This window comes from Pelagovum pacificum, from assembly GCF_016134045.1.
Lineage (GTDB): Bacteria > Pseudomonadota > Alphaproteobacteria > Rhodobacterales > Rhodobacteraceae > Oceanicola > Oceanicola pacificus_A.
The window spans coordinates 3,864,251-3,887,136 of record NZ_CP065915.1 but is presented as its reverse complement, the minus strand read 5'-3'; the positions used below and the strand labels follow the sequence as shown (position 1 = coordinate 3,887,136).

The window sequence follows — 22,886 nt, the reverse complement described above, 5'->3', positions numbered from 1 at the left end:
GAGCGGTCAATGTTTGTCCACTTCGGCAGGCGGACTTCCCCTCACAGGTGATAACCGCAACTGTTCCGCCCGTATTCTGGCGTCAAAACGCCAGGATCTTCGATGCGGTTCCTGCCGCGTGCTCCGACCGAACAATCCGCCACGCTGACACCAGTACATCTTGTTCGCATATGCGGCATGATGAGGGCGAGAAGTCGGAGAAATCAGAAAAAGCGTCACGGTCCAGCCCTGTTCCGCCAGCCGCAGTGCGTCGGCGTGTTTCTCCCTCGACTGCCAGGTTCGCCCCGCGACGATCCGGTGCCCCGGTTGCCGCACGGACGCCCGAAAGCCCAGAAATTCGGCATCTTCGGAACGCAGCAGCGGAATCGGGTCGGGCTCCAGCTTGCTGCCTTCGGACCAGCCGGCATCGAAGGTGGAGAGGATTCGCCGCACGTCGCGCGGTTCGATCCGTCCCGCGACCATGTGCGAGATCAGAGACTTCCGCCGCCGCTGGCGTTCAGCCCGGCCCGCGCGGGCCCATTCCCCGTCGGAGAGATAGCGGCGCACGAACACCGCAAGGCTGCGCCCGACATCGGTGAGGCTGCTCGGCACCCGGTCGTCGCGCCGTTGTGCGCTGCCGGCCATCGCGTGATGCACTTGCGCGAGCGGCGCGGCGGCGGTGATGCCACCAGCCAGCGCGACGCGCATGTCGAGGTCCGTTTCGTCGAGATAGAAGCGGAAGACGGGATCGAACCCGCCGAGCTCGAGCAGGGTATCGCGTCGGAAGGCCATGTTGGTGCCCTCCGTCTTGATCGCGCCGTCCTCGGACGGCTGCAGCAGGCGGATCGTCTTGCCGTCGGTCCGGATCGGCCGCCCCGTTCCGTCGGGGCGCGCCTCGGTGATGCGGTGCTGGAAGTTGATGCCGTCCGGCCCGATCACGTAGCCGGTCGCGGCCTCCACCCTCGGATCGCCGAACCCCTGCACCAGATGGTCGAGCCACAGCGGTTCCGGAACGGCGTCATCGTCGATGAAGGCGACGATCTCGCCCGCCGCGTGGGCGATACCGAGGTTGCGCGCGACAGAGATGTTGGCCTCGTCGCAGGCAACGATCTTGATCCGGTTGAATACGTCGGGAAGCGTGTCGAGCTTCCGCCGCCCGGGGCGGTCGGCGACGACGACGATCTCGAAGGATGGATAGTGCAGCCGGACGATCCCGGCGATGCAGCGGGCCAGCGCGTCCGGTCGCCCGCGGCTGACCACGACAACGCTGACCGTGAGGTCTGTCACGGCATCCCCGCCTCGGCGAGCATCGCCTCGATCCGCGGCACGTCCTCCGGGTTGTTGAGCTCCCAGAAGGGCTGACCGCGCGCGTCGACTTCGACGCACTCGAGATGGGCGCCATGCTCGAGGAAACGAAGCTGTTCCAGCCCTTCAAGCTGTTCCAGCGGTCCCGGCTCCCAGCCCATGTAGGCGGCGAGCGCGGCGGGCCGGTAGGCGTAGACGCCGACGTGGTGGAAGACCGGCGTCTCATCGTCGGGGCCGTAGGTCTTGCCGGTGTAGGGGATCACTTCCTTGGAGAAATAAAGCCCGCTCATGTCCGCGCCAAAGACGGCCGTGGTGCCGCCTACGCGACCGGCGCGGCGATCCTCGAGGAAGCCGTTCAGCGCCTTGCCGTCGCAGCGCAGCACCGGCGTCGCGGCCTCGGCCTTCGGGTTGGCCTGCATCGACGCGATCAGCGCCTCCACGAACCACGGCGGCGTCAGCGGCGCGTCGCCCTGCAGGTTCACGACGATGTCGTGCTGCGTTCCGCGCACCTCGATCGCCTCGGCGCAGCGCTCGGTCCCGTTGCGGCACGCCTCGGAGGTCATTACGACCTCGGCGCCGAACGCCTCCGCGGCGTCGGCAATGCGCGTGTCGTCTGTGGCGACGACCACTTCGACGTCGCCTTCGACCTTGCGGGCTGCCCGCCACGAGCGCTCGACGAGCGAGATGCTCTCCCCCGTCGCGCCCTTGAGCTCGACGAGAGGTTTGCCGGGATAACGTGTCGACGCGTAACGCGCCGGGATGACGATCAGGGTAGACAAGTCAGGCTTCTTTCAGTTCGACGCCGGGAGCGTAGGCAATGAAGAACGGGTTGGCGAACCCCTCCTTCCCGTAGGTGAAGGGCGCGTGGTCCTCGAAGCGGACCATCTGCCCGCCCGCGCCGCGCAGAACGGCATCGGCGGCGGCGGTGTCCCATTCCATCGTCCGGCCGAGGCGCGGATAGAGATCGGCCTCGCCGCACGCGATCAGGCAGAACTTCAGCGAGGACCCGGCGGAGGTCATGTCCTTCACCGCGTACTTGGCGATGTAGTCGTCAGTCGCCTGATCGCGGTGCGACTTGGAGGCGACGACCATCAGCGCGGAATTGTCCGGGTCGGTGACCTTGATCGCAGCGATGGGGCCGGCGGCCTCCTTGGCGAAATCGCCGCTCTCCTCGACCGAAGCGCCGGAGACATCGGTGTAGAACAGCCGGTTCTTCGCCGGGGCGTAGACCACGCCGCGCGTCGGCACGCCGTCTTCGACCAGCGCGATGTTGACCGTGAAATCGCCGCGGCGGTTCACGAACTCCTTCGTGCCGTCGAGCGGGTCGACGATCAGGAACGTCTTCGCGGAAATGTCGTGGCTGTCCGATTGCTCTTCGGTGACGAGCGGAATGTCGGGGAACGCGGCGCGGAGACCGGCCGAAATATGAGCGTCCGCCTTTTCGTCCGCGACCGTCACGGGAGAATTGTCGCTTTTGACCATCACCTCGAAATCGGGTCCGTCGTAGACCTCCATGATGAGGTCGCCGGCTTCGAGAGCGAGCTTGCGGAACGTCGAGGTCAATTTGTCGTAGTCGAACGCCAAGGAGCATGTCCTTTTATTGAATTGGAATCCCGCTCAACTTATGGTGGGCGCCGATGGATAGGGCAAGGGTCGGCCCCCTGCCCCGGGCATGACAGGACCGGACGGGCAAATGTTTGGCGTTCCCCAGCGAAAACGCGGCCGGATTCAGTCGGCGTTCGAAATCTTCGAGCTGATTTATCATTCGATCATCCACGAGCAGCGCAAGGACAGCCGTCACGCGGTGCTCGGCCTGATCGGGAACATGTTGCAGACGATGATCCTCGTCGCCAGTTTCTACTTCATGTTCATGGTGCTGGGCCTGCGCGGCAACGCGGTGCGCGGGGATTTCCTGCTCTACGTGATGTCTGGCATCTTCATGTTCATCTGCCACACGAAATCGGTGGCCGCCGTCGCCGGCGCGCCGGGACCGACGTCGGCGATGATGAACCACGCGCCGATGAACACCGTCGTCGCCGTCGCTTCGACCGCGCTCAGCGCGCTTTACACGCAGGTCCTGTCGGCCTTCGTAGTGCTGTTCCTGTATCACGCCATCATCACGCCGATCACCATCAACGAACCGGTCGCTGCGCTGGGCATGCTGATCCTAGCCTGGTTCTCGGGCTGCGCGGTGGGGACGGTCCTGCTGGCGCTCAAGCCGTGGTTTCCGGGGTTCGTGGCGATCGCGACCCAGATTTACAGCCGCGCGAACATGATCGCGTCCGGCAAGATGTTTCTCGCCAATACTCTCCCCGGCTACATGCTGGCGATGTTCGACTGGAACCCCCTGTTCCACATCATCGACCAGTGCCGGGGGTTCGTTTTTCTTCACTACAATCCGCATTTCTCGAACATCGAGTACCCGGTGATCGTCAGCCTCGTGCTGCTCATGATCGGGATCATCGGTGAAAGTTATACCCGCAAACACGCCTCGGTCAGTTGGAGCGCCGGAAAATGATCCGCATTCTTTTCTCTTTGTTTCTTTCTCTTTTCGCCCTGCCCCTCGCCGCGCAGGAATATCCGCAGCTCATGGATGTCTCGGGCGTCGCGTCGGACGATACGCTGAACGTCCGCACCGGGCCGGGCGCGTCCTACCCCGTCATCGGCGAACTCGCCTTCAACGAGATGGAGGTCGAGGTCGTGCGCAAGGCGCCGGACGCGAACTGGGGTCTCGTCAATCTGGGCGAGCAGGCCGGTTGGGTGTCGCTGAATTTCATGCGCCCCACCGCTGGTGCGCAGCCTTGGTACGGTACGCCGACAGGCATAACCTATTGCGGCGGGACGGAACCATTCTGGGACCTTCAGGCATCCGACGGCACCGCGACCGTGTCCAACATGGGTGAGCCTATGTTCTCCGGTCCGGCGCAACCGTTCGTCGGTTCGGTCAACGGGCCGGCACGGGCCTCGGCGCTGTCGATCGACGGCGGCGGAATGGCCGCGCTCACCGTCGTGCCGGGCGCCTGCAACGACGGCATGTCGGAGATGGAGTTCGGCCTGTCCGCCTACCTTGTCTTCCAGCAGCCGGGGCAGAATTTCCAGCTGTGGCAGGGGTGCTGCTCGGTCGCGCCCTGACGCTCAGGGATCGACGACGCGCAGGGTCAGATTGATCCGCCCGCCACCGTCCAGCAAAGTCGAGGTGCCGGCCTTCACCCGGTCGATCCCGTGGTAGACCAGGCGGGCGTCGTCACCCATGACCACCACGTCGCCGGACGACAGCCAGACGCTCTCGGTCTTGCCGCCCCGCGTCAGGTTGCCGATCCGGAACAGCGCGTCGTCCCCGAGCGAGATGGACACCACCGGATAACCGAAGTCGGCCTCGTCCTTGTCCTGATGCAGGCCCATTTTCGCGGTGTCGGTATAGTAATTGACGAGGCAGCAGTCCGGCGCCCGGTCGGTGCCCGCAACGTCATGCCAGACCTTCAGCACGGAGTCGGGAATAGGCGGCCATGCCATGCCCTCGGGATGCCGCGGCTCGTAGCGGTAGCCCTTCCGGTCCGAGAACCATCCGTACTTCCCGGCGGAGGTCATCTTTACCCGCATCGGCTTGCCATAGGGCGTCATTGGCGAGAAGAGCGGCGCGGCGCGAACGACCTCTCTCAAGTCGGCGACCATGACTGCCTGATCCCCCGACGTCAGCATTTCCTTGAAAAGCTTGACCGATCGGATCGTCATGGTTGGTGACTGTGACACTGTCGGCTCTCCTGGAAAGAATATTGCATTTTTGCCACGTCCGGCATCGACCGGCCCGTTGCAGGCCCATTTCGGCGTCCCTATATAGCCCGTTGACCGGCAGGGGCGACCTGCCCTCCCGCAACCACACGTGACGGGCGCCAACACGAACGGGCCCGCACTGTTCAAACCGCCTGAAGTAGAGGGATTTGATAAACATGGCCAAAGTCATCGGCATCGACCTCGGCACGACGAACTCCTGCGTTGCCATCATGGACGGCTCGCAGCCTCGCGTGATCGAGAACTCCGAAGGTGCACGGACGACCCCGTCGATCGTCGCTTTCACCGACAATGAACGTCTCGTCGGCCAGCCCGCCAAGCGGCAGGCCGTGACGAACCCGGACAACACCATCTTCGGGGTGAAGCGCCTGATCGGCCGCCGCCTCAACGATGAAGACCTCGCCAAGGATCGCAAGAACCTGCCGTACGACGTCGTCGACGGCGGTCAGGGCGACGCCTGGGTCGAGGCGAAGGGCGACAACTACAGCCCCTCCCAGATTTCCGCCTTCATCCTGCAGAAGATGAAGGAAACCGCCGAGAGCTACCTCGGCGAAGAAGTGTCCCAGGCCGTCATCACGGTTCCGGCCTACTTCAACGACCAGCAACGTCAGGCCACGAAGGACGCCGGCAAGATCGCCGGCCTCGAAGTGCTGCGCATCATCAACGAGCCGACGGCCGCCGCGCTGGCCTATGGTCTCGACAAGAAGGAATCGAAGACGATCGCCGTCTATGACCTTGGCGGTGGTACCTTCGACGTCACCATCCTCGAGATCGACGACGGCCTCTTCGAAGTGAAATCCACCAACGGCGACACGTTCCTCGGCGGTGAAGACTTCGACATGCGCATCGTCAACTACCTCGCCGGCGAGTTCAAAAAGGAACACGGCGTCGACCTGACGAAGGACAAGATGGCCCTGCAGCGTCTCAAGGAAGCTGCCGAGAAAGCCAAGATCGAGCTGTCGAGCTCCTCCCAGACCGAGATCAACCAGCCGTTCATCTCGATGGACAGCTCGACCGGTACGCCGCTGCACATGGTCATGAAGCTGACCCGTGCGAAGCTCGAGAGCCTCGTCAACGACCTGATCAAGAACTCGATCAAGCCGTGCCAAGCCGCTCTGAAAGACGCGGGCCTCACCACCGGCGACATCGATGAGGTCGTTCTCGTCGGCGGTCAGACCCGGATGCCGAAGGTCGTCGAGGAAGTGACCAAGTTCTTCGGGAAAGAGCCCCACAAGGGCGTGAACCCGGACGAAGTCGTCGCGCTCGGCGCCGCCATTCAGGCCGGTGTTCTGCAGGGTGATGTGAAGGACGTGGTCCTTCTCGACGTCACGCCGCTGTCGATGGGCATCGAAACGCTGGGCGGTGTCTTCACCCGCCTGATCGACCGCAACACGACGATCCCGACGAAGAAGTCGCAGATCTTCTCGACGGCCGAGGACAACCAGAACGCCGTGACCATCCGGGTCTTCCAGGGTGAGCGCGAGATGGCGGCCGACAACAAGATGCTCGGTCAGTTCAACCTCGAGGACATTCCGCCCGCACCGCGCGGCATGCCGCAGATCGAGGTGACGTTCGACATCGACGCCAACGGCATCGTGTCCGTGTCGGCCAAGGACAAGGCGACTGGCAAGGAACAGAACATCACGATCCAGGCGTCCGGCGGTCTGTCCGACGACGAGATCGATCAGATGGTCAAGGACGCCGAGGCGAACGCCGAGGCCGACAAGGGCCGCCGCGACCTCGTCGAGGCGAAGAACCAGGCTGAGAGCCTCATCCACTCGACCGAGAAGTCGATGGAAGAGCATGGCGATAAGGTCGACCCGACCACCATCGAGGCGATCGAACTGGCCATTGCCGCGCTCAAGGACGATCTCGAAGGCGACAACGCCGAGAAGATCCGGTCCGGCATCCAGAACGTGACCGAGTCCGCCATGAAACTGGGTGAGGCCATCTACAAGGCCGGCCAGTCCGAAGGTGGCAGCGACGACGGTGACGACGACGCCGACTCGAACCGTGGTGCAGGCGACGATGACATCGTCGACGCCGACTTCGAGGATCTCGACGACAGCAAGCGCGCTTGATGCGCCCGTGATGCGATAGACCGGCCCGGCCAAGGCCCGGGCCGGTCTTTGCGTTCCAAGAGGAACCGGTACGAATGGCGAAACGCGATTTCTACGATGTGCTCGGCGTCTCGAAAGGGGCCTCCGCAGAGGAGCTGAAGAAAGCCTACCGCACGAAGGCGAAGGAACTTCACCCCGACCGCAACGCCGACAACCCGAATGCCGAAAGCCAGTTCAAGGAAGTGAACGAGGCGTACGAGGCACTGAAAGACCCGGACCGGAAAGCGGCATACGACCGTTACGGCCACGCCGCTTTTGAGGGTGGCATGGGCGGACCCGGCCGTCGGCCCGGCGCGGGCGGCTCCGGCGACTTTGCTTCGGCCTTCTCTGACGTCTTCGACGATCTGTTCGGCGATTTCATGGGCGGCCGTGGTGCCGCCGGTGGACGCAGCCGTGCGAGCCGCGGCAACGACCTCCGTTACAACCTCCGCATCTCGCTGGAGGAAGCCTTCAACGGCCTGCAGAAGACGATCTCCGTCCCGACGGCCGTGCCCTGTGGCACCTGTAGCGGCACCGGCGCAGAAGGCGGCGCAGAGCCGCAGACCTGTCCCACCTGCTCCGGCATGGGCAAGGTCCGCGCGCAACAGGGCTTCTTCACGGTCGAACGGACCTGCCCGACCTGTAACGGCGTCGGCCAGACGGTCCGCAACCCGTGCCACACCTGTCACGGTGCCGGCCGGGTGGAGAAGGAGCGCTCCCTTTCCGTCAACATCCCCGCCGGGGTCGAGACGGGCACCCGTATCCGCCTCGCCGGTGAGGGCGAGGCCGGACTGCGCGGCGGTCCCGCCGGTGATCTCTACATCTTCATCGAGGTCACGGAGCATGAGCTGTTCCAGCGGGACGGCGGCACCCTGTTCTGCCGTGTGCCCGTCAGCCTGACGAAGGCCGCGCTTGGTGGCGATATAGAGGTGCCGACGATCGACGGTGGCCGCAGCCGGGTGAAGATCCCCGAAGGCAGCCAGACGGGCCGGCAGATGCGCCTCCGTGGCAAGGGGATGCCCGCGATCCGCGGCAACACCCACGGCGACATGCTGATCGAGCTGGCGGTCGAGACTCCGGTCAATCTGACCGCCCAGCAGAAGGATCTCCTGCGGGAGTTCGACCGCCTCTCGGCCGAAAACAACCCGCAGAGCAGTTCGTTCTTCTCTGCCGTCAAAAGCTTCTGGGACGGCATGAAAGGCTGACCCCTTCGCGGCCGGTAACGCCGGCCGCGACCCCCCAGACCTCTAACAATCCAATCGACTTCAATCTGCCTTGATTGTTTCCAAATCCGGACGTGTTCCTCTGGGTATTCTGCTGGGGTACACAGGACGGAGCAGAACGAAATGGTCAGGCTGAGGATGGAGCTTCCGGTGCGCGAAGGTCGGAAAGCCGTTTCCGCAACCCTGCAAATAAGAAGCACGAGGCAGGCAGGATGGCGCGTCGCGCAAGATCGAAAAGCACCAAAGCTTCAGGGAAGACCCGGACCCTTGGACCGATCCGCTGGCTCCGGCGTTGGGTCTTGCGATTTCTTGGAGTCCTTGTCTTGCTGACCCTTCTGCTCGTGAGCCTTTTTGCGTTCATGAACCCGCCGACCACCCCCTACATGCTGACCGAACGCACCCGACTCGGGACACTCGAGCGGGAATGGGTCGATCTGTCCGAAGTCTCACCCGTCATGGCCCGCGCAGTCGTGGCCGCCGAGGATGCGAACTTCTGCAATCACTGGGGGCTCGACCTTCAGGCGATCCGTGCCGCCATCGCCTCCGGCGGGGACCGGGGCGGGTCGACGATCAGCCAGCAGACGGTGAAGAACGTCTACCTCTGGCACGGCCGCAACTACACGCGGAAAGCGATCGAAGCGCTCGTCACGCCGGTGGTGGAGGCGATCTGGAGCAAACAGCGCATCATTGAGGTATACCTCAACGTGGCGGAGTTCGACGAAGGCGTGTTCGGTGTTGAAGCCGCCGCGCAGCACTATTTCGGCATCCCCGCGTCCCAGCTGTCACCGATGCAGGCCGGACTTCTTGCCGCGATCCTGCCGTCGCCCAAGACGCGATCCGCCAGCAACCCGACCAGCGACATCCGTCAGCGGGCGCAGCAGATCCTCGACGGGGCCGCCACCATTGAGCGGGATGGCCGCGCCGCCTGCTTCCAGGTCGGAAACGGCTGAAGTCAGCCGCCGAAGGCGGCGGCACCGGGCCCGGCGCTGGCCCCGTTGCCGTTACCGTTCAAGGCGAGCGCGATGATCGCGATCACCGCGAACGTCACAAGCGTCTCCGCCGGGAAGGAGCTTCCCCGCGTTTGCGTCTCGATCGGCTGTTCCGGGGCAGCAGGCGCGACCGGCTCGGCCGGGCCGTCGGCCATCGCGGTCGATGCGGCGAGCGTGAAGGCGAGGGCGATTGCGATGCGCGACATGGCGGACTCCGGCAGTTGATGAGGCCCCCCGACGACCGGGAGGCCCTTCCTGCGGACCATCGCCCCTCCGCCCCGTCAGATCAAGAGCACCTGGGTCCCCACCCGCGTCAGCGCGTAGAGCTCCGAGATATGCTCATTGTAGAGACCGACGCAGCCGTTCGAGCTGCGCCGCCCGATCTTGCGCGTGTCGTGGGTCCCGTGGATCCGGTAGTATTGCCACGTGAGGTAGAGCGCGTGGGTGCCGAGCGGATTGTCCGGCCCCGGTGGCACGAACTCGGGCCAGTCGGGATTGCGCGCCCGCATCGACGGCGTAGGCCGCCACTCGGGGCCTTCGACCTTGCGCACGATCTCTGTCCGGCCACGCCGCGTCAGGTCTTCCGTTAGCGGGACCGAGGTCGGGTAGAGCTTGTAGATCGACTGGTCCTCCGACCAGAAGTGCAGCGCCCGCGACCGGATATCGACGAGGATCGCCCCGCCGACCGTGTTGTCGAAATAGGGCTGCCAGTCCAGCGAACGGAAGCTGGAGATGTTGCGGCGGATGGTGCTCGATATGTCTGCCTCGATCTCTGTCGAGTTGCGTTGTTGCGCCTGGGCACCGGTCGCCAATGTGGCGGCGGTGGCGGCCATGAAGCCGCGGCGGGAGATGTCTTTCATGGGCTGGAAGCCTCCGGCCTTGTTGCGTGAAAGTGCTTAACTCATAGGAGTCGGCACTGTACCCCGCAATTCACACACCTGTAACAGTCTCCAACCCAAGCCAAACTGGGTTTGAAAGGACACGGGACAGGCTGTAAGCCGGAGGCAAGAGCAGAAAACAACGGGGCGTGTCATGGACAGGAGAAACCTGCTGATCGGGGCATGCGCCCTGCTGGCGTCCGGTTGTGGCGGTGGCGGCATCGCCCCACGGGCCGAGCTTGGTCCGGACGGCCTCCCCCTACCGCAGGTCTACCGCATCTCCACCGAAGACGCGGGCGAAGTGCAGGCGCGGATGCTCGAAGGCGTGAATTCCGTCCGGGCCGCGAACGGCGTCTCGCCCATCGTCTACGACGACCGTCTGAATTCCGCCGCCGCGAGCCATTCGCGGGACATGGCCGTGCAGAATCGTCCCTGGCACTTCGGCTCCGACGGGTCCTCCCCGCTCGATCGTGCGCGGCGCTTCGGCTATCCGGGCCTCGTCCTCGGGCAGAACATCTCGGAGACCTACGAGACAGAGCTCGAGACCCTCGGCGCATGGATGCAGGCGCCCGATACGCGCGAGACGATCGTCGATCCGCGCGCGCGTGAGATGGGGTTCTCGTGGTTTCAGGAGCCCGCCGGCAAGATCTGGTGGACCCTCGTCATCGGCAATTCGGCGATGGCCGCGCCCCGACCGGCGCCGAACCCGGCCGCGGTCGTTCAGGCGGAATAGACGCTCTTCAGGGGTAGATGACGATCGGCGTGCCGTCCTGCACCATGGCGTAGATCTCTTCGATCGCCTCGTTGCTCACCGCGATACAACCTGCCGTCCAGTCCCGGCGACCGACGAACATGTCGGGCGTGCCGTGGATGAAGATGTCCCCGCCCGGGTCGAGCCCGGCTTCGAGCGCGCGCGCCACATCTTCCGGATCCGGATAGGAGATGCCGACGGACAGGTGATACTGGCTGTTCGGGTTGCGGCGGTCGATCCGGTAGACCCCCTCGGGCGTCTTGCCGTCCCCTTCGAAGTACTTGTGACCGTTCGGCGCGAAGCCCAGCTCGAACGGATATACCTCGAGGGTCTGGCTCCCGTGCATCAGCGCGAGGGTGCGCTGCGTCTTCCACACCTGCACGGACGTCACCTGCGGCCCGTTGTAAGTGCGGAACTTCGATGACGCGCACGACGTCAGAACGAGACCCGCCATGAGAAGCATGACAATACGGAGGATGCGCATTTTGACTGACCCGGAAACCCTGAATTGGCGTTTTCGCCTTTTGCAGCCGTATACCGGTTTTTCGGACCTGTCGCTAGAAGGTTAAGGCGTCACAGCCTCGTGAAGGCGGCAAACAGCTCGACATGGGCGGACCAGCGAAACTGGTCCACGACGGTGATCGGGCCCATCTTGAACCCGCCGTCGAGCAGGGTCTGCGCGTCCCGCGCGAAGGTCACCGGATTGCACGACACCATCGCAACCTGGGTGAGGTCGGAATCGGCGATTTCGCGCACTTGCGCCTCCGCCCCGGCACGCGGCGGGTCGAGCACGGCGGCATCGAACCGGCCGAGGTCGGACACGTCGAGCGGGTTGCGGAAGAGGTCGCGTTTCTCGGTCGTGACCTTCTTGATGCCCTGCGTGTGCCGCCAGCCCTTGTCGAGAGCCTCCAGCATGGGGGCGAAAGTTTCGACCGCGTGGACCTCGCTTCGCTCCGCGAGGGGCAGGGAAAAGGTGCCGCAGCCGGAGAACAGGTCGACCACGCGCGCCGCGCCGAGAACGGTGTCGAGAACGCGCGTCTTCAGCGCCGTCTCACCCTGACGCGTCGCCTGGAGGAACGCGCCGGGCGGCGGCGCGACCTGTGCCTTGCCGAACTGCTGCACGGGCGGCAGCCGGGTGACGATCTGCTCGTCCTCGAGCACCAGCCGCGACAGGTCGTTCGCCTGCGCGAAGTCGGCCAGCGTGCGGCGCAGCTCCTCGTCGAGCGGCTTGGCGTTATGGATATGCAGATCCGGACCGTTCAGCGTGTCGGTCACCGTGTAGGCGATCTCTCCCTTCCGGGAACCGATGGCGACGGTCAGCTCCTCGAGCGCGGGGATCAGGCCACGCAGGGCGGGCAGCAGGATCTCGCAATCCGGCACTTCGATCAGAACGTCCGACCCGCGCGCATGAAAGCCGACGAGCGCACCCTTCTTGGTACGGCGCCCGGACAGCTTCGCCCGGCGGCGCGAGCGCGGCGGGGACGTCTCTATCCCGGCGATCTCACCGTCGATCCCGCGCGCCTTGAGCGCCGTCTCCACGATCCCGATCTTCCACGCGGCCACGAACGCGTCGCTCGCATGCTGCATCGAGCATCCGCCGCACGTCCTGAAGTGACGGCACGGCGGCGCGACACGATCGGACGACGGCGTGACGATCTTCTCGCCCTCGATCTCTTCGCCCGGTAGGACCCGTGGAATGAGCGTGCCATCTTCGGCGCGGCCAAGGCCGTGGTGCGTCAGGCTTTCGATCTTCATCTTATTCGGCTGCGTCCCGTGTGAAGCCGCCCGACTGGCGGTTCCAGTAGCGGGCATAGAAGCCGCTCTTCGCGAGCAGCTGGTCGTGGTTGCCCTCTTCGACGATGCGCCCGTCGTCAAGCACGATGATCCGGTCCATGTCGCTGATCGTGGACAGCCGGTGCGCGATGGCGATCACCGTCTTGCCCTCCATCGCCCGGTCGAGCGCGTCCTGAATCGCCGCTTCGACCTCGGAATCGAGCGCGGAGGTCGCTTCGTCCAGCACGAGGATCGGCGCGTCCTTGATCATGGCGCGGGCGAGCGCGATCCGTTGCCGCTGGCCGCCGGACAGCTTAACGCCCCGCTCGCCGAGATGCGCACCGTAACCCTTGCGGCCCCGGTGGTCCTCCAGCAACTCGATGAAGCTGTGTGCCTCTGCCCGCTCGGCGGCATCGACAAGGTCCGACTCGGACGCGTCGGGACGCCCGTAGAGGATGTTGTCCTCAGCCGTCCGGTTGAACATCGCGGTTTCCTGCGTGACCATCCCGATCGCGCGGCGCAGGCTCTCCTGCGTGACGACGCGGATGTCCTGACCGTCGATGCGGATCTGTCCCTGTTCCGGATCGTAGAGCCGCATCAACAGCGCGACGAGCGTCGATTTGCCGGCACCGGAAGCGCCGACGATGGCCAGCTTCTCACCCGCGCGAATCGTCAGGTTGATGTCCCGGATACCGCCGACATCCCGACCGTAGCCGAAGCTCACGTGGTCGAAGACGATCTCGCCTTCCTGCACGGTGAGCTCCGTCGCATTGGGCGCATCGACCAGCGTGTGGGCAGGCGTCAGCGTGTTGATGCCATCCTCGATCTCACCGATGTTGCCGTAGATGCCGAGCATGGTGAACGATATCCAGCCGGTCATCTGCGCGAGCCGGATCGCCATTGCGCCGATCGCGGCGATGTCGCCCGTGCTCACCCCGCCGGCGGGACCAAGCAGCAGGCCGGTGCCGACCAAAGCGATCGGCAGAAAGCCGGCGATCAGGATCAGGCCAAAGCGGAACAGCGCCGAAACAGAGCCGAACCGGGTCGATTCTTCCTGGAACGATTCCATCGCGCCGATTGCGGCGCGATCTTCATGCTCGGCTTGGGCGAACAGCTTGACCGTCTTGATGTTGGTGATCGTGTCCACGACCTGTCCCGTCACCATCGCTCGGGCAGCGGCGCGCGCCTTGGACCGGGTACGGATCAGCGGCAGGAAGAACCACAGCAGCGCGACATAGGCGACGAACCAGCCGCCCAGGATGAGGAGGAACACGGGGTTCACCGCGGAAATCAGGACCGCCGTGCCGACGAGCGCCGCGAGACCGAAAAGGACGGCGTTCACCGTCTCGACCACGACATCCGTCAGCGCGCGGGACAGCTGCATCTGCTTCTGCGCCAGTCGCCCGGCGAAGTCGTTGTCGAAGAAGGTCACCGAATGGCCGAGCGTCCAGCGGTGCAGCCGCGACAGTGTCAGGGTGAAGATGGATGGCGCGATGACAACGGACTGGAAGGTCGATGAGGCCCCGACCAGCAGCGGCCGCAGCACGAGCAACAGCAGCACCGACGCCGCGACGAGCCAGCTGTAGTTGGCCCAGAAGGTCGACATGTCGGTCGATGCGGCGTCCACCGCCTGGCCGAGAAGCCACATCGACAACATCTCCGACCCGCCGGCGAGCGCGGACAGGAAAGTGGCGACAGCGAGGACTTTCCACGATCCCTTCAGGCACCAGTTGATGAATTTCATCAGGGTCCCCGGCGGAGGTCCGTCCGCCGGGGTCGCGCTGCTGATCAGGCTCGCGCACCAGTCTATCCATCGCCTGTAGGTGTCCGCTATCACTCCGCCGCCTCCACGTCGTCACCGAGGAACCCGCCCGACTGCCGGCTCCACAGCTGGGCATATAGTCCGCCCTGCGCGAGAAGCTCGGCATGGGGGCCGTCTTCGATGATACGTCCGTGGTCCATGACGACAATGCGGTCCATCTGGGCGATGGTGGACAGCCGGTGCGCGATGGCGATCACCGTCTTGCCCTCCATCATCCCGTAGAGGGTCTCCTGGATGGCGGCCTCGACTTCGGAATCGAGCGCCGACGTGGCTTCGTCGAGCAGCAGGATCGGGGCGTCCTTCAGCATGACCCGGGCCAGCGCGATCCGCTGCCGCTGGCCGCCCGACAGCTTCACGCCGCGTTCGCCGACCTGCGCGTCGTAGCCCTTGCGCCCTTCCCCGTCCTCGAGCGTGAGGATGAAGTCGTGCGCCTCGGCCTTGCGCGCCGCGTCGACCATCGCCTCTTCAGTGGCGCCGGGGCGACCATAGAGGATGTTGTCGCGGACCGACCGGTGAAGCAGGGCACTATCCTGTTGCACCATCCCGATCGAGGCCCGCAGCGAGTCCTGCGAGACCTCGGCGATGTCGCGACCGTCGATCAGGATGCGACCCTGTTCGGCGTCGTAGAACCGCAGCAGCAACTTCACGAGCGTCGACTTGCCCGCACCGGAGCGCCCGACCACACCGACCTTTTCGCCCGCGCGGATCGTCAGGTTCACCCGGTCGAGCCCGCCGTGAGTCTTGCCGTAATGGTGCGACAGGTTATCGATCGCGATGTCGCCCTCGTGGACCTCGAGCGTGCCGGCCTTGGGCGAGTCGAGCAGCCGGATCGGCTGGCTGATCGTCTCCATCCCCTCGGACACGATGCCGAGGTTGCGGAACAGCTGCGTCACCGCCCACATGATCCAGCCGGTCATCGCCGAAAGCCGCAGCGTCAGCGCCGCCGCCGCCGCGACGATCCCGACCGAGGCCGAGCCGTTGATGTAGAGCCACGCGGCCCACCCGGTGATGACCACGACCAGCACGCCGTTCAGCGCGGTCAGGCCGATGTCCATCGTGGAATAGATGCGGTGCTCTTTCTGGACGGTGGTCAGCGTCTTGTCGATCGCGCCCTTGGCGTAGTCGATCTCACGATCATGGTGCGCGAACATCTTCACCGAGTTGATGTTGGTGTAGCTGTCCACCACGCGGCCCGTGAATTCCGACCGCGCGTCCGAGCTCGCCTTTGAGGCCGGACCGACGTTCTTCACGACCCATGTCATCAGCCACATGTAGAGACCGAGCCAGACGACCAGCGGGATCAGGAGCCGGGGATCGGCGCCCCACAGCAGGACGGCGGAGCCGATCACGTAGGCGATCGCGAAGCTCACGGCATCGAGCACCTGGAACGTGGCCTCGGTCGCGGCGGTCGGCGTCTGGGTGATCCGGTTCGCGATCCGCCCGGCGAAGTCGTTCTCGAACCAGCCGACGGACTGGCGCAGCACGTGACGGTGCGCCCGCCAGCGCACCAGCGCGCCGAGCGTCGGAACCAGCGTGTTGTTCAGCAGCGCGATATGGATCGCGTAGATCAGCGGCCGCACGATCAGGATGAACAGCGCCACCATCACGAATTCGACCGCGAAGCTCTGCCAGACCTCTGCCCGGTCAGTCGCGGTCAGCACGTCGACGAACCGACCCATGTACCAGATCAGCCAGAGCTCGATCGCGGCCACGACGGCGGCGAACACCATCGTCCAGCCGAGCATTTTCCGGAACGGTTGCAGGTAACCGAGCATGAACGGCCACAGCTTGCGCGGCGGTTTGTCGGCTTCGTCATAACGGCTGTAGGGGTCGACGAGGTTCTCGAAGAAACGGAACATCTCAGGAGTCCTGATTTTTTGGAGTAGTCTAGGAAGGGGCGATGAAATTATCGCGGTGCAGACCAAGTCCGCCGCGATCGGGATCGGACTGGGTCAGGCCAGTTCGTTAATAATCCCGGTATTCATCAGCACCTCCTGAATGTTCGTGACGGTTGCTTAGACCAATCTTTCGCGGCTGTCACCCCTTACATGCCCGAGTCATGCAATAGCGCTGCGCGGTCCAGTCTGAAGCCGCTGTCGATCCATTTCCGCTCCGCCGATTTCAGGTAATCCCCAAGCGCCTTGCCCTCCAGCCGACCCTTCAGATCGCCAGCGGACAAAGGGAACTTTTGCCCTGCACCCTGCCGTGCTTCGGACGCCTGCCTGTTATCGAACGGGCGCACGAAAAGCGCGTCCCGGAGCACCAGAACGTCCTGCGCCTTTTCGCCGAGCCGATAGCCGAGCTCCCCCGCGCCCATGTCGCTGTCGCGGCTTTCGGACAGCCGTTCGAGGTCCCGCGATTCGGCCCGCGACAGCCGGAGCGCGTCGCCGACCTCCACGCCGCCCATCGCGGCGAGGCGGCGAATCCAGTCGGGCGAGAGGCCGGCCTGACCCTCCACATGGACCAGAACGGCCACTTGTCCGGAACTCGCCCCAGGCAGAACCTGCGCCAGCGCCCCGCAGGCCTCCATCGCGGCGATGGCGGGCGCGGGATCGGGCGCGGCGAGCAGCTTGCGCATCTCGTGGCCGATCCTCTCTTTCGAGAGGCCGCCGATGCCTTCGACGTTTGCCGCGCAGGCGGCGAGGCCATCTGCGTCCAGCCCCTCGCCCGCGTCGCCGTACCACGCGTGGAACCGGAAGAAGCGCAGGATGCGGAGGTAATCCTCGCGAATGCGCTGATCCGGGTCGTCGATGAAGCGGACATGGCGCGCCTCGAGGTCCGGCAACCCGCCGATCGGATCAGCGACCGTGCCGTCCGGCGCCGCATAAAGCGCGTTCATCGTGAAGTCGCGGCGGCGGGCGTCTTCCTCCAGACTGTCGGAGAAAGCCACCACCGCACGGCGGCCGTCCGTCTCTACATCACGGCGAAAGGTCGTGATCTCGTAAGGTGCGCCGTCGGCGATGACCGTGACGGTGCCATGCTCGACGCCCGTCGGCACGGCCTTCAATCCAGCCGCCTCGGCCAGCGCGATGACCTGTTCTGGATGCGCGTCGGTCGAGATGTCGAGGTCGCTGACCGGCGCGCGCAGCAGCGCGTTGCGAACGCAACCACCGACGAACCATGCTTGGTGCCCGGCATCGGTGAGCGCGCCGCAGACCGCTTGCGACGGCGCAGAGGTCAGCCAGTCCGCGTCGATCCGGGTCATGACAGGCGGTCCGCCAGACCGCGCAGCATCCGCGCGGTGGCGCCCCAGATGTAGTACGGTCCGTAGGGGCAGACGAGGTAGCTGCGTCGCTGCCCCTGCCATTCGCGGCTTTCGATCCGGTAGTTGCCGGGATCGGCCAGGAAATCGAGCGGGACCTCGAAGACTTCCGCGACTTCACCTGCCTCCGGCACCGGGTCGAACCGGCCCTGCACCATCGCCACGAACGGCGTCGCGGAGAAGCCCGTGACCGTCTCATGCGGCGGTAGCGGGCCGATCATATCGACCCTGTTCCGGCTCAATCCGACCTCTTCCTCCGCCTCGCGCAGCGCGGCGTCCATGAGTGACGCATCTGTCGGCTCCTGCTTGCCGCCAGGAAAGGCGATCTGTCCGGGGTGATGTTTCAGCCGCGAGGACCGCATGGTGAGGATCACCCGCGCCTCTTCCGTGACGGCGATCAGGACACCGGCGGCACGCAGAACGCGCCCCGCCGGTCTATTGCCCTTGTTGAAGTCGAAATCGGACGAGCCCTCGCTCTCGCGGGAGACCGCGGTGACAAGGCGCGCCCGAAGATCCGTCACGGCTCTTTCGTCGCCTGGAAGCCGAGCGTCTCGGGCTCGAACTCGTAATGCGCGCCACAGAACTGGCAGTCGGCGGTGACGATGCCATCCTCGGTCGTCATGTAGGCGATGTCCTTCTTGGAGTAGATGGACAAGCTTTGACGCACGCGCTCGGACGAACAGGTGCAACCGAACTGCACGGGCTGCGGGTCGAAGACCCGGGGCGTTTCCTCGTGGAACAGCCGGACCAGAAGGTCGGTCGGCTGGACCTGCGGGCCGATCAGTTCGATGTCGTCGACCGTGTCGAGCAGGATGTTCGCGCGGTTCCAGTTCTCCTCGTCGTCGCCGTCGAGGATGTCTTCCGGCAGCATCAGCCCGCCTTCGCCGGATCCGCCCTCGCCTTTCGCGAAGGGGGAGGCCTTGGGCATGGTCTGAAGCATCACGCCACCGGCGCGCCAGCGTTCGGCCTCACCCGCGAGGGTGGAGCGCCCGAAGGACAGCGCGAACCGGGTGGGAAGCTGTTCGGACTGGGCGAAGTACGTCTCGGCACACGTGCGAAGCGAGCCGCCGGCGATCGGGGTGATCCCCTGGTAGGGCGTCATCCCGTCACCCTGGTCGATCAGGATGGCGAAATAGCCCTTGCCGATCTGCGGAAAGGCATCGCCCGTGGGGTCGAGCCGGTCCGCGTCGTAGCTGGCATAGGCACGAATCTGCGCCGGCTCACCCTCCTTGGAGGGGCCGTAATAGTCGGTGGCGATCAGCCGGGCCGGGCCGTCGCCGCGCACTTGCAGGGACAGCTTCCAGCGCAGCTTGATCGTCTGGCCGATCAGCGCGGTGAGCAGGGCCATTTCGGCGACGAGCGCCTCGATGGCCGGGGGGTAGTCATGCTGGGACAGAACCTTTTCAAGGACCCCGTCAAGACGCGCCACCCGGCCCCGGACGTCCGAGCGGTCGAGTTGAAAGGGCAGGACGGTATCGTCCCAGGCGATCTGAGAGCCGAGGGTCATGGGCTTTCCTAACCTGTCGGGGGTTGGCATACCGCGTCCATATAGGTGCGACAAGGAAAGGTGAAACCCCATGATCCGTCGCTACGGAGAACGCGTCATACCCGGCCTGCGCTACAAGCACCGCCCTGGCGCCTATGCGATCCTGCCGCGGGACGGCAAGTTGCTTACCACGTTCCAGGCCGAACCGGATGCGGAGTTCCAGTGTCCGGGCGGCGGCATCGACCCCGGCGAAAGCCCAATTCGCGCGCTGCACCGCGAGGTCTACGAGGAAACCGGCTGGTCCATCGCGCGGCCGCGCCGGATCGGCGCCTACCGCCGCTTCGCCTTCATGCCGGATTACGAGATGTGGGCGGAGAAGGTCGCGCACCTCTACATTGCCCGTCCGGTGCGCCGACTCTCGGCGCCGACGGAGCCTGGGCACGTGGCCGTCTGGCTCAGCCCGGAAGAGGCGCTGGACCTGCTGGCGAACGACGGGGAGCGCGACGCGCTCGACCGGCTGCTCTATTCGGCAAGGGGCCTGTTCTCGACCAGGTGACCGTAGAGCGTGGTCAGCACGCTGAGGCCGACCATGCCGACGAACCAGGTGATGGCGATGCCGATGACCTGTCCGCCCAGCGCTCCGAACGGCACGGCGAGCAGGCCGAGCACGAAGTTCAGCAGCGCCAGCAGCAGCGCGACGCCGAGGATCTGGTTGGACAGCTTCGCCGTCCGCGACCAGCTTTCCGACAGCTTCATGCTGTCGCCGATCGCGGCGGCCGGCAGAACCAGCGCCCAGCGGAGCGAGACGTAGCTCGTCACGAGGCTGAGCAGGATGGTGAAGACGGAGATGCCGAGCAACTGGTTCACCATCATCAGCGGCGTCAGAACCAGCGACAGGACGAACATCGAGGGCACCATCACAAGCAAGATGAGCACACCGATCAACAGGGAGCGGCCGACGTAGGTGCGCACGGCCGGAAACGGGGTCGTCGGCACTGCACCCGGATATTCCTCGAGCAGCACGAACCGATGCCACGCGACGGCCACCCAGCCGAAGACAAACAGGACCGTCGGGATCAGGACCAGCAGCAGGATGAGCATCGGGCCCGCGTCCTCGACCGCAATCGCTTCCGGATCGGACATTGCGACCGGATCGCTCATCATCTGCACCGTTTCGAGGTCAAGTCCGAGCACGGTGATGAGGACGACGGCGAGGATCAGACCCAGCGCGACCGGTACGGCCGAGACCTTCAGCGCGTCCACGATGTTGCGCAGCACCATCATGATCGCGTGGCGCACGATATGGACAGACATTCCCGGTCACTCCTTCCGACTTGCGGCGCTACGTGACCTGCTGAGCCACCCCGGGTCAAGCGGCCAGCTTGCCCCTTTCGGGGATTCCCGCTACCTCGCATCCGTTCATCAAGACGGAGTGACACATGTCCGCGCCGAAGAAAGTCGTGCTCGCCTATTCCGGTGGCCTCGACACCTCGATCATCCTGAAGTGGCTCCAGACCGAATATGGCTGCGAGGTGGTGACCTTCACCGCCGACCTCGGCCAGGGGGAGGAGCTTGAGCCGGCCCGCAAGAAAGCGGAGATGCTCGGCATCAAGCCGGAGAACATCTATATCGAGGATGTTCGAGAAGAGTTCGTCCGAGACTTCGTCTTCCCGATGTTCCGCGCCAACGCGCTGTACGAGGGCCTGTACCTGCTCGGCACCTCGATCGCGCGCCCGCTGATTTCCAAGCGGCTGGTCGAGATCGCGGCAGAGACCGGTGCCGATGCCGTAGCGCACGGCGCGACGGGCAAGGGCAACGACCAGGTCCGGTTCGAGCTGGCGGCCTACGCGCTGAACCCCGACATCAAGGTCATCGCGCCGTGGCGCGAGTGGGACCTGACCTCCCGGACCCGGCTTCTCGAGTTCGCGGAAGCCAATCAGATCCCGATCGCCAAGGACAAGCGCGGCGAGGCGCCGTTCTCGGTCGACGCCAACCTTCTGCACACCTCGTCCGAGGGCAAGGTGCTGGAGAATCCCTCTGAAGAGGCGCCCGATTACGTGCTTCAGCGGATCACCCGCCCCGAAGATGCGCCGGACGAGCCGGAGATGGTCGAGATCACCTTCGAGAAGGGCGACGCCGTCGCGATCAACGGCGAAGCGATGTCGCCCGCGACCATCCTGACGAAGCTGAACGAGCTCGGCGGCAAGCACGGCGTCGGTATCCTCGACCTTGTCGAGAACCGCTTCGTCGGCATGAAGAGCCGTGGCATCTACGAAACGCCCGGTGGCACGATCCTCCTGGAAGCCCATCGGGGGATCGAGCAGATCACGCTCGATTCCGGTTCCGGCCACCTGAAGGACAGCATCATGCCGCGCTACGCGGAGCTGATCTACAACGGCTTCTGGTTCTCGCCCGAGCGCGAGATGCTCCAGGCGCTGATCGACAAGAGCCAGGAGCTCGTCTCGGGAACCGTTCGCGTGAAGCTCTACAAGGGCTCCTGCCGGACCGTCGCGCGCTGGTCGGAGAACTCGCTTTACTCAGAGGCGCACGTGACGTTCGAAGAGGATCTTGGCGCCTACGATCAGAAGGACGCCGCGGGCTTCATCCAGCTGAACGCGCTGCGGCTCAAGCTGCTGGCCGGTCGCAAGCGCCGTCTGAAGTAAGCGCCGCCGAAAAACAACGAAGCCCGCGCCGAGGGGAGGGCGCGGGCTTCATCGAGGCGCGGCGAGGGGTCGTCTCCGCGCCCTGTTCGATCAGGTCAGATCACTGGGCCGTCGTGGCACTCATGACGTGCTCATCCTCGTCACAGCAGTCCGGATCGTCACAAAAACTCTCAAAGTTCGGCGTAGCTAACCGCCGATATGTCAAAGGCACGTGAGGCTGGGACAGCAAGTTTCATCGCGTCAGATCTTTTTTCAGTTTTTCTGCGACGGTGTTTTCTGCTGACACGCCCCGGCGCGTCGGGGCAAGTATCGGCCAACTGACCAAGCCCCCGGTAAGAGGAAATCGCCCCATGTCCGTCACGCTGAAGCCCGTCGTCCGCGACGATGTCGTCCCGCTGGCCCAGCTGAGGGTCGGTGCCGATCAGGACAGCTTCGTCGCGCCGAACGTCTGGTCCCTCGCGCAGCTCCATTACGAAACGGGCGCCCACGCGTTCGGGATCATGGACGGCGACGACCGTGTCGGCTTCTGCCAGGTCATCGACATGCGCGAACATGACCACCGTGAACCGCACGATGACGAGAACTCCGCATTTCTCTGGCGCATGATGATCGCCGACGGCAAGCAACGTCAGGGTTACGGCAAGGCGGCGATCGCCTTGATCTGCGACTGGGCACGTGACCGTGGCCTGCCCCGGCTCATGACCAGCTGTGTCGAGACGAACGCGGCGGCGCTCGCTTTCTACCAATCAGCAGGCTTCGCCCCGACCGGCGACATGGACGGCAAGGAAGTGATCCTGTCGAGGCCTGTCTGAAATGAAACAGCCCGCACCGAGGGGACGGCATGCGGGCTGTTTCGGGATCCGGATT

At 65.0% G+C, this 22,886-nt stretch carries 23 protein-coding genes; 9 read left to right on the top strand and 14 right to left on the bottom strand.

Annotation, left to right across the window (positions count from 1 at the left end; translation table 11 throughout):
* Window positions 1-6: 6 nt before the first annotated feature.
* Genes I8N54_RS19120 through cysQ form a run of 3 tightly spaced genes read right to left on the bottom strand, consistent with a single transcriptional unit; the run spans window position 7 to window position 2,868 of the window.
* Window positions 7-1,266 (bottom strand): glycosyltransferase family 2 protein, encoded by a 1,260-nt coding sequence (locus tag I8N54_RS19120; protein WP_197097570.1) that lies wholly within the window; start codon window positions 1,264-1,266, stop codon window positions 7-9.
* Complete coding sequence (locus I8N54_RS19115; RefSeq protein ID WP_198571739.1) at window positions 1,263-2,063, bottom strand: 3-deoxy-manno-octulosonate cytidylyltransferase; 801 nt, start codon at window positions 2,061-2,063, stop codon at window positions 1,263-1,265. Before I8N54_RS19115 ends, I8N54_RS19120 begins: the two co-directional genes overlap by 4 nt.
* Before the next feature lies 1 nt (window position 2,064).
* Window positions 2,065-2,868 carry a 3'(2'),5'-bisphosphate nucleotidase CysQ gene (gene cysQ, locus I8N54_RS19110; protein WP_140194933.1) on the bottom strand — a complete coding sequence of 268 codons (804 nt, stop codon included), beginning with the start codon at window positions 2,866-2,868 and terminating at the stop codon, window positions 2,065-2,067.
* A 109-nt stretch (window positions 2,869-2,977) separates the two neighbouring features.
* Here cysQ and I8N54_RS19105 point away from each other — a divergent pair, with 109 nt between their 5' ends.
* Window positions 2,978-3,802, top strand: coding sequence for an ABC transporter permease (locus I8N54_RS19105; protein ID WP_140194935.1), 825 nt, complete (start codon window positions 2,978-2,980; stop codon window positions 3,800-3,802).
* Complete coding sequence (locus I8N54_RS19100; RefSeq protein WP_140194937.1) at window positions 3,799-4,416, top strand: SH3 domain-containing protein; 618 nt, start codon at window positions 3,799-3,801, stop codon at window positions 4,414-4,416. The genes I8N54_RS19105 and I8N54_RS19100 overlap by 4 nt, the downstream gene beginning before the upstream one ends.
* A gap of 3 nt (window positions 4,417-4,419) precedes the next feature.
* Here the strand turns inward: I8N54_RS19100 and I8N54_RS19095 are convergent, their stop codons facing one another.
* Window positions 4,420-4,983, bottom strand: a complete 564-nt coding sequence (locus I8N54_RS19095) for an alpha-ketoglutarate-dependent dioxygenase AlkB family protein (RefSeq protein ID WP_408635377.1) — start codon at window positions 4,981-4,983, stop codon at window positions 4,420-4,422.
* Between the two features lie 248 nt (window positions 4,984-5,231).
* On the opposite strand from I8N54_RS19095, the gene dnaK reads away from it, so the two are divergent.
* The 3 genes from dnaK to mtgA all read left to right on the top strand — a co-directional run bounded on the left by dnaK (window position 5,232) and on the right by mtgA (window position 9,345).
* Window positions 5,232-7,154 (top strand): molecular chaperone DnaK, encoded by a 1,923-nt coding sequence (gene dnaK / locus I8N54_RS19090; RefSeq protein ID WP_140194939.1) that lies wholly within the window; start codon window positions 5,232-5,234, stop codon window positions 7,152-7,154.
* Window positions 7,155-7,228: 74 nt separating this feature from the next.
* The gene (dnaJ, locus tag I8N54_RS19085) at window positions 7,229-8,377 is read left to right on the top strand and encodes a molecular chaperone DnaJ (protein ID WP_140194941.1); all 1,149 of its coding nucleotides are present in this window, start codon (window positions 7,229-7,231) and stop codon (window positions 8,375-8,377) included.
* Window positions 8,378-8,607: 230 nt separating this feature from the next.
* Window positions 8,608-9,345 carry a monofunctional biosynthetic peptidoglycan transglycosylase gene (gene mtgA, locus I8N54_RS19080; RefSeq protein WP_140194943.1) on the top strand — a complete coding sequence of 246 codons (738 nt, stop codon included), beginning with the start codon at window positions 8,608-8,610 and terminating at the stop codon, window positions 9,343-9,345.
* 2 nt (window positions 9,346-9,347) lie between these two features.
* On the opposite strand, the gene I8N54_RS19075 is transcribed toward mtgA, so the two are convergent.
* Window positions 9,348-9,590 (bottom strand): hypothetical protein, encoded by a 243-nt coding sequence (locus I8N54_RS19075; protein WP_140194945.1) that lies wholly within the window; start codon window positions 9,588-9,590, stop codon window positions 9,348-9,350.
* Window positions 9,591-9,665: 75 nt separating this feature from the next.
* Complete coding sequence (locus tag I8N54_RS19070) at window positions 9,666-10,244, bottom strand: L,D-transpeptidase (RefSeq protein WP_140194948.1); 579 nt, start codon at window positions 10,242-10,244, stop codon at window positions 9,666-9,668.
* 172 nt (window positions 10,245-10,416) lie between these two features.
* Here I8N54_RS19070 and dalA point away from each other — a divergent pair, with 172 nt between their 5' ends.
* On the top strand, window positions 10,417-10,995 hold the full coding sequence (gene dalA, locus I8N54_RS19065) for a divisome-associated lipoprotein DalA (RefSeq protein WP_140194950.1): 579 nt from the start codon (window positions 10,417-10,419) through the stop codon (window positions 10,993-10,995).
* A gap of 7 nt (window positions 10,996-11,002) precedes the next feature.
* Here dalA and I8N54_RS19060 read toward each other — a convergent pair whose 3' ends face one another.
* From I8N54_RS19060 to hslO, 7 genes are all read right to left on the bottom strand, one after another.
* Window positions 11,003-11,395: a L,D-transpeptidase family protein gene (locus tag I8N54_RS19060; protein ID WP_408635328.1), complete on the bottom strand. Its 393-nt coding sequence runs from the start codon at window positions 11,393-11,395 to the stop codon at window positions 11,003-11,005.
* Between the two features lie 191 nt (window positions 11,396-11,586).
* Entirely contained in the window at window positions 11,587-12,768 is a 1,182-nt protein-coding gene (locus I8N54_RS19055) for a class I SAM-dependent RNA methyltransferase (RefSeq protein ID WP_140194954.1), read from the bottom strand.
* A gap of 1 nt (window position 12,769) precedes the next feature.
* Window positions 12,770-14,530: an ABC transporter ATP-binding protein gene (locus I8N54_RS19050; protein WP_197097571.1), complete on the bottom strand. Its 1,761-nt coding sequence runs from the start codon at window positions 14,528-14,530 to the stop codon at window positions 12,770-12,772.
* An 89-nt stretch (window positions 14,531-14,619) separates the two neighbouring features.
* A complete protein-coding gene (locus I8N54_RS19045; protein ID WP_140194958.1) occupies window positions 14,620-16,467 on the bottom strand; it encodes an ABC transporter ATP-binding protein in 1,848 nt (615 codons plus the stop codon).
* Window positions 16,468-16,652: 185 nt separating this feature from the next.
* The gene (locus tag I8N54_RS19040) at window positions 16,653-17,813 is read right to left on the bottom strand and encodes a CCA tRNA nucleotidyltransferase (protein WP_140194960.1); all 1,161 of its coding nucleotides are present in this window, start codon (window positions 17,811-17,813) and stop codon (window positions 16,653-16,655) included.
* Window positions 17,810-18,391: a CoA pyrophosphatase gene (locus I8N54_RS19035; protein ID WP_140194962.1), complete on the bottom strand. Its 582-nt coding sequence runs from the start codon at window positions 18,389-18,391 to the stop codon at window positions 17,810-17,812. The genes I8N54_RS19040 and I8N54_RS19035 overlap by 4 nt, the downstream gene beginning before the upstream one ends.
* Complete coding sequence (hslO, locus tag I8N54_RS19030) at window positions 18,388-19,377, bottom strand: Hsp33 family molecular chaperone HslO (protein ID WP_140194964.1); 990 nt, start codon at window positions 19,375-19,377, stop codon at window positions 18,388-18,390. The genes I8N54_RS19035 and hslO overlap by 4 nt, the downstream gene beginning before the upstream one ends.
* A 70-nt stretch (window positions 19,378-19,447) precedes the next feature.
* On the opposite strand from hslO, the gene I8N54_RS19025 reads away from it, so the two are divergent.
* Complete coding sequence (locus tag I8N54_RS19025; RefSeq protein ID WP_140194966.1) at window positions 19,448-19,912, top strand: NUDIX hydrolase; 465 nt, start codon at window positions 19,448-19,450, stop codon at window positions 19,910-19,912.
* Here the strand turns inward: I8N54_RS19025 and I8N54_RS19020 are convergent.
* Complete coding sequence (locus I8N54_RS19020; protein WP_140194968.1) at window positions 19,879-20,670, bottom strand: hypothetical protein; 792 nt, start codon at window positions 20,668-20,670, stop codon at window positions 19,879-19,881. The genes I8N54_RS19025 and I8N54_RS19020 overlap by 34 nt on opposite strands.
* A 125-nt stretch (window positions 20,671-20,795) precedes the next feature.
* Here I8N54_RS19020 and I8N54_RS19015 point away from each other — a divergent pair, with 125 nt between their 5' ends.
* Together I8N54_RS19015 and I8N54_RS19010 are read left to right on the top strand one after the other, a co-directional pair.
* Window positions 20,796-22,019 carry an argininosuccinate synthase gene (locus I8N54_RS19015; protein ID WP_140194970.1) on the top strand — a complete coding sequence of 408 codons (1,224 nt, stop codon included), beginning with the start codon at window positions 20,796-20,798 and terminating at the stop codon, window positions 22,017-22,019.
* Window positions 22,020-22,369: 350 nt separating this feature from the next.
* On the top strand, window positions 22,370-22,831 hold the full coding sequence (locus I8N54_RS19010) for a GNAT family N-acetyltransferase (RefSeq protein WP_140194972.1): 462 nt from the start codon (window positions 22,370-22,372) through the stop codon (window positions 22,829-22,831).
* The last annotated feature ends 55 nt before the right edge of the window (window positions 22,832-22,886 follow it).

What these genes read in the sequence shown, in the direction of transcription:
- I8N54_RS19105 (WP_140194935.1), top strand. Translation starts at nt 2,978, where the DNA reads ATGTTTGGCGTTCCCCAGCGAAAACGCGGCCGGATTCAGTCGGCGTTC.
- I8N54_RS19100 (WP_140194937.1), top strand. Translation starts at nt 3,799, where the DNA reads ATGATCCGCATTCTTTTCTCTTTGTTTCTTTCTCTTTTCGCCCTGCCC.
- I8N54_RS19095 (WP_408635377.1), bottom strand. Translation starts at nt 4,983, where the DNA reads ATGCTGACGTCGGGGGATCAGGCAGTCATGGTCGCCGACTTGAGAGAG.
- dnaK (WP_140194939.1), top strand. Translation starts at nt 5,232, where the DNA reads ATGGCCAAAGTCATCGGCATCGACCTCGGCACGACGAACTCCTGCGTT.
- dnaJ (WP_140194941.1), top strand. Translation starts at nt 7,229, where the DNA reads ATGGCGAAACGCGATTTCTACGATGTGCTCGGCGTCTCGAAAGGGGCC.
- mtgA (WP_140194943.1), top strand. Translation starts at nt 8,608, where the DNA reads ATGGCGCGTCGCGCAAGATCGAAAAGCACCAAAGCTTCAGGGAAGACC.
- I8N54_RS19075 (WP_140194945.1), bottom strand. Translation starts at nt 9,590, where the DNA reads ATGTCGCGCATCGCAATCGCCCTCGCCTTCACGCTCGCCGCATCGACC.
- I8N54_RS19070 (WP_140194948.1), bottom strand. Translation starts at nt 10,244, where the DNA reads ATGAAAGACATCTCCCGCCGCGGCTTCATGGCCGCCACCGCCGCCACA.
- dalA (WP_140194950.1), top strand. Translation starts at nt 10,417, where the DNA reads ATGGACAGGAGAAACCTGCTGATCGGGGCATGCGCCCTGCTGGCGTCC.
- I8N54_RS19055 (WP_140194954.1), bottom strand. Translation starts at nt 12,768, where the DNA reads ATGAAGATCGAAAGCCTGACGCACCACGGCCTTGGCCGCGCCGAAGAT.
- I8N54_RS19050 (WP_197097571.1), bottom strand. Translation starts at nt 14,530, where the DNA reads ATGAAATTCATCAACTGGTGCCTGAAGGGATCGTGGAAAGTCCTCGCT.
- I8N54_RS19045 (WP_140194958.1), bottom strand. Translation starts at nt 16,467, where the DNA reads ATGTTCCGTTTCTTCGAGAACCTCGTCGACCCCTACAGCCGTTATGAC.
- I8N54_RS19040 (WP_140194960.1), bottom strand. Translation starts at nt 17,813, where the DNA reads ATGACCCGGATCGACGCGGACTGGCTGACCTCTGCGCCGTCGCAAGCG.
- hslO (WP_140194964.1), bottom strand. Translation starts at nt 19,377, where the DNA reads ATGACCCTCGGCTCTCAGATCGCCTGGGACGATACCGTCCTGCCCTTT.
- I8N54_RS19025 (WP_140194966.1), top strand. Translation starts at nt 19,448, where the DNA reads ATGATCCGTCGCTACGGAGAACGCGTCATACCCGGCCTGCGCTACAAG.
- I8N54_RS19020 (WP_140194968.1), bottom strand. Translation starts at nt 20,670, where the DNA reads ATGTCTGTCCATATCGTGCGCCACGCGATCATGATGGTGCTGCGCAAC.
- I8N54_RS19015 (WP_140194970.1), top strand. Translation starts at nt 20,796, where the DNA reads ATGTCCGCGCCGAAGAAAGTCGTGCTCGCCTATTCCGGTGGCCTCGAC.
- I8N54_RS19010 (WP_140194972.1), top strand. Translation starts at nt 22,370, where the DNA reads ATGTCCGTCACGCTGAAGCCCGTCGTCCGCGACGATGTCGTCCCGCTG.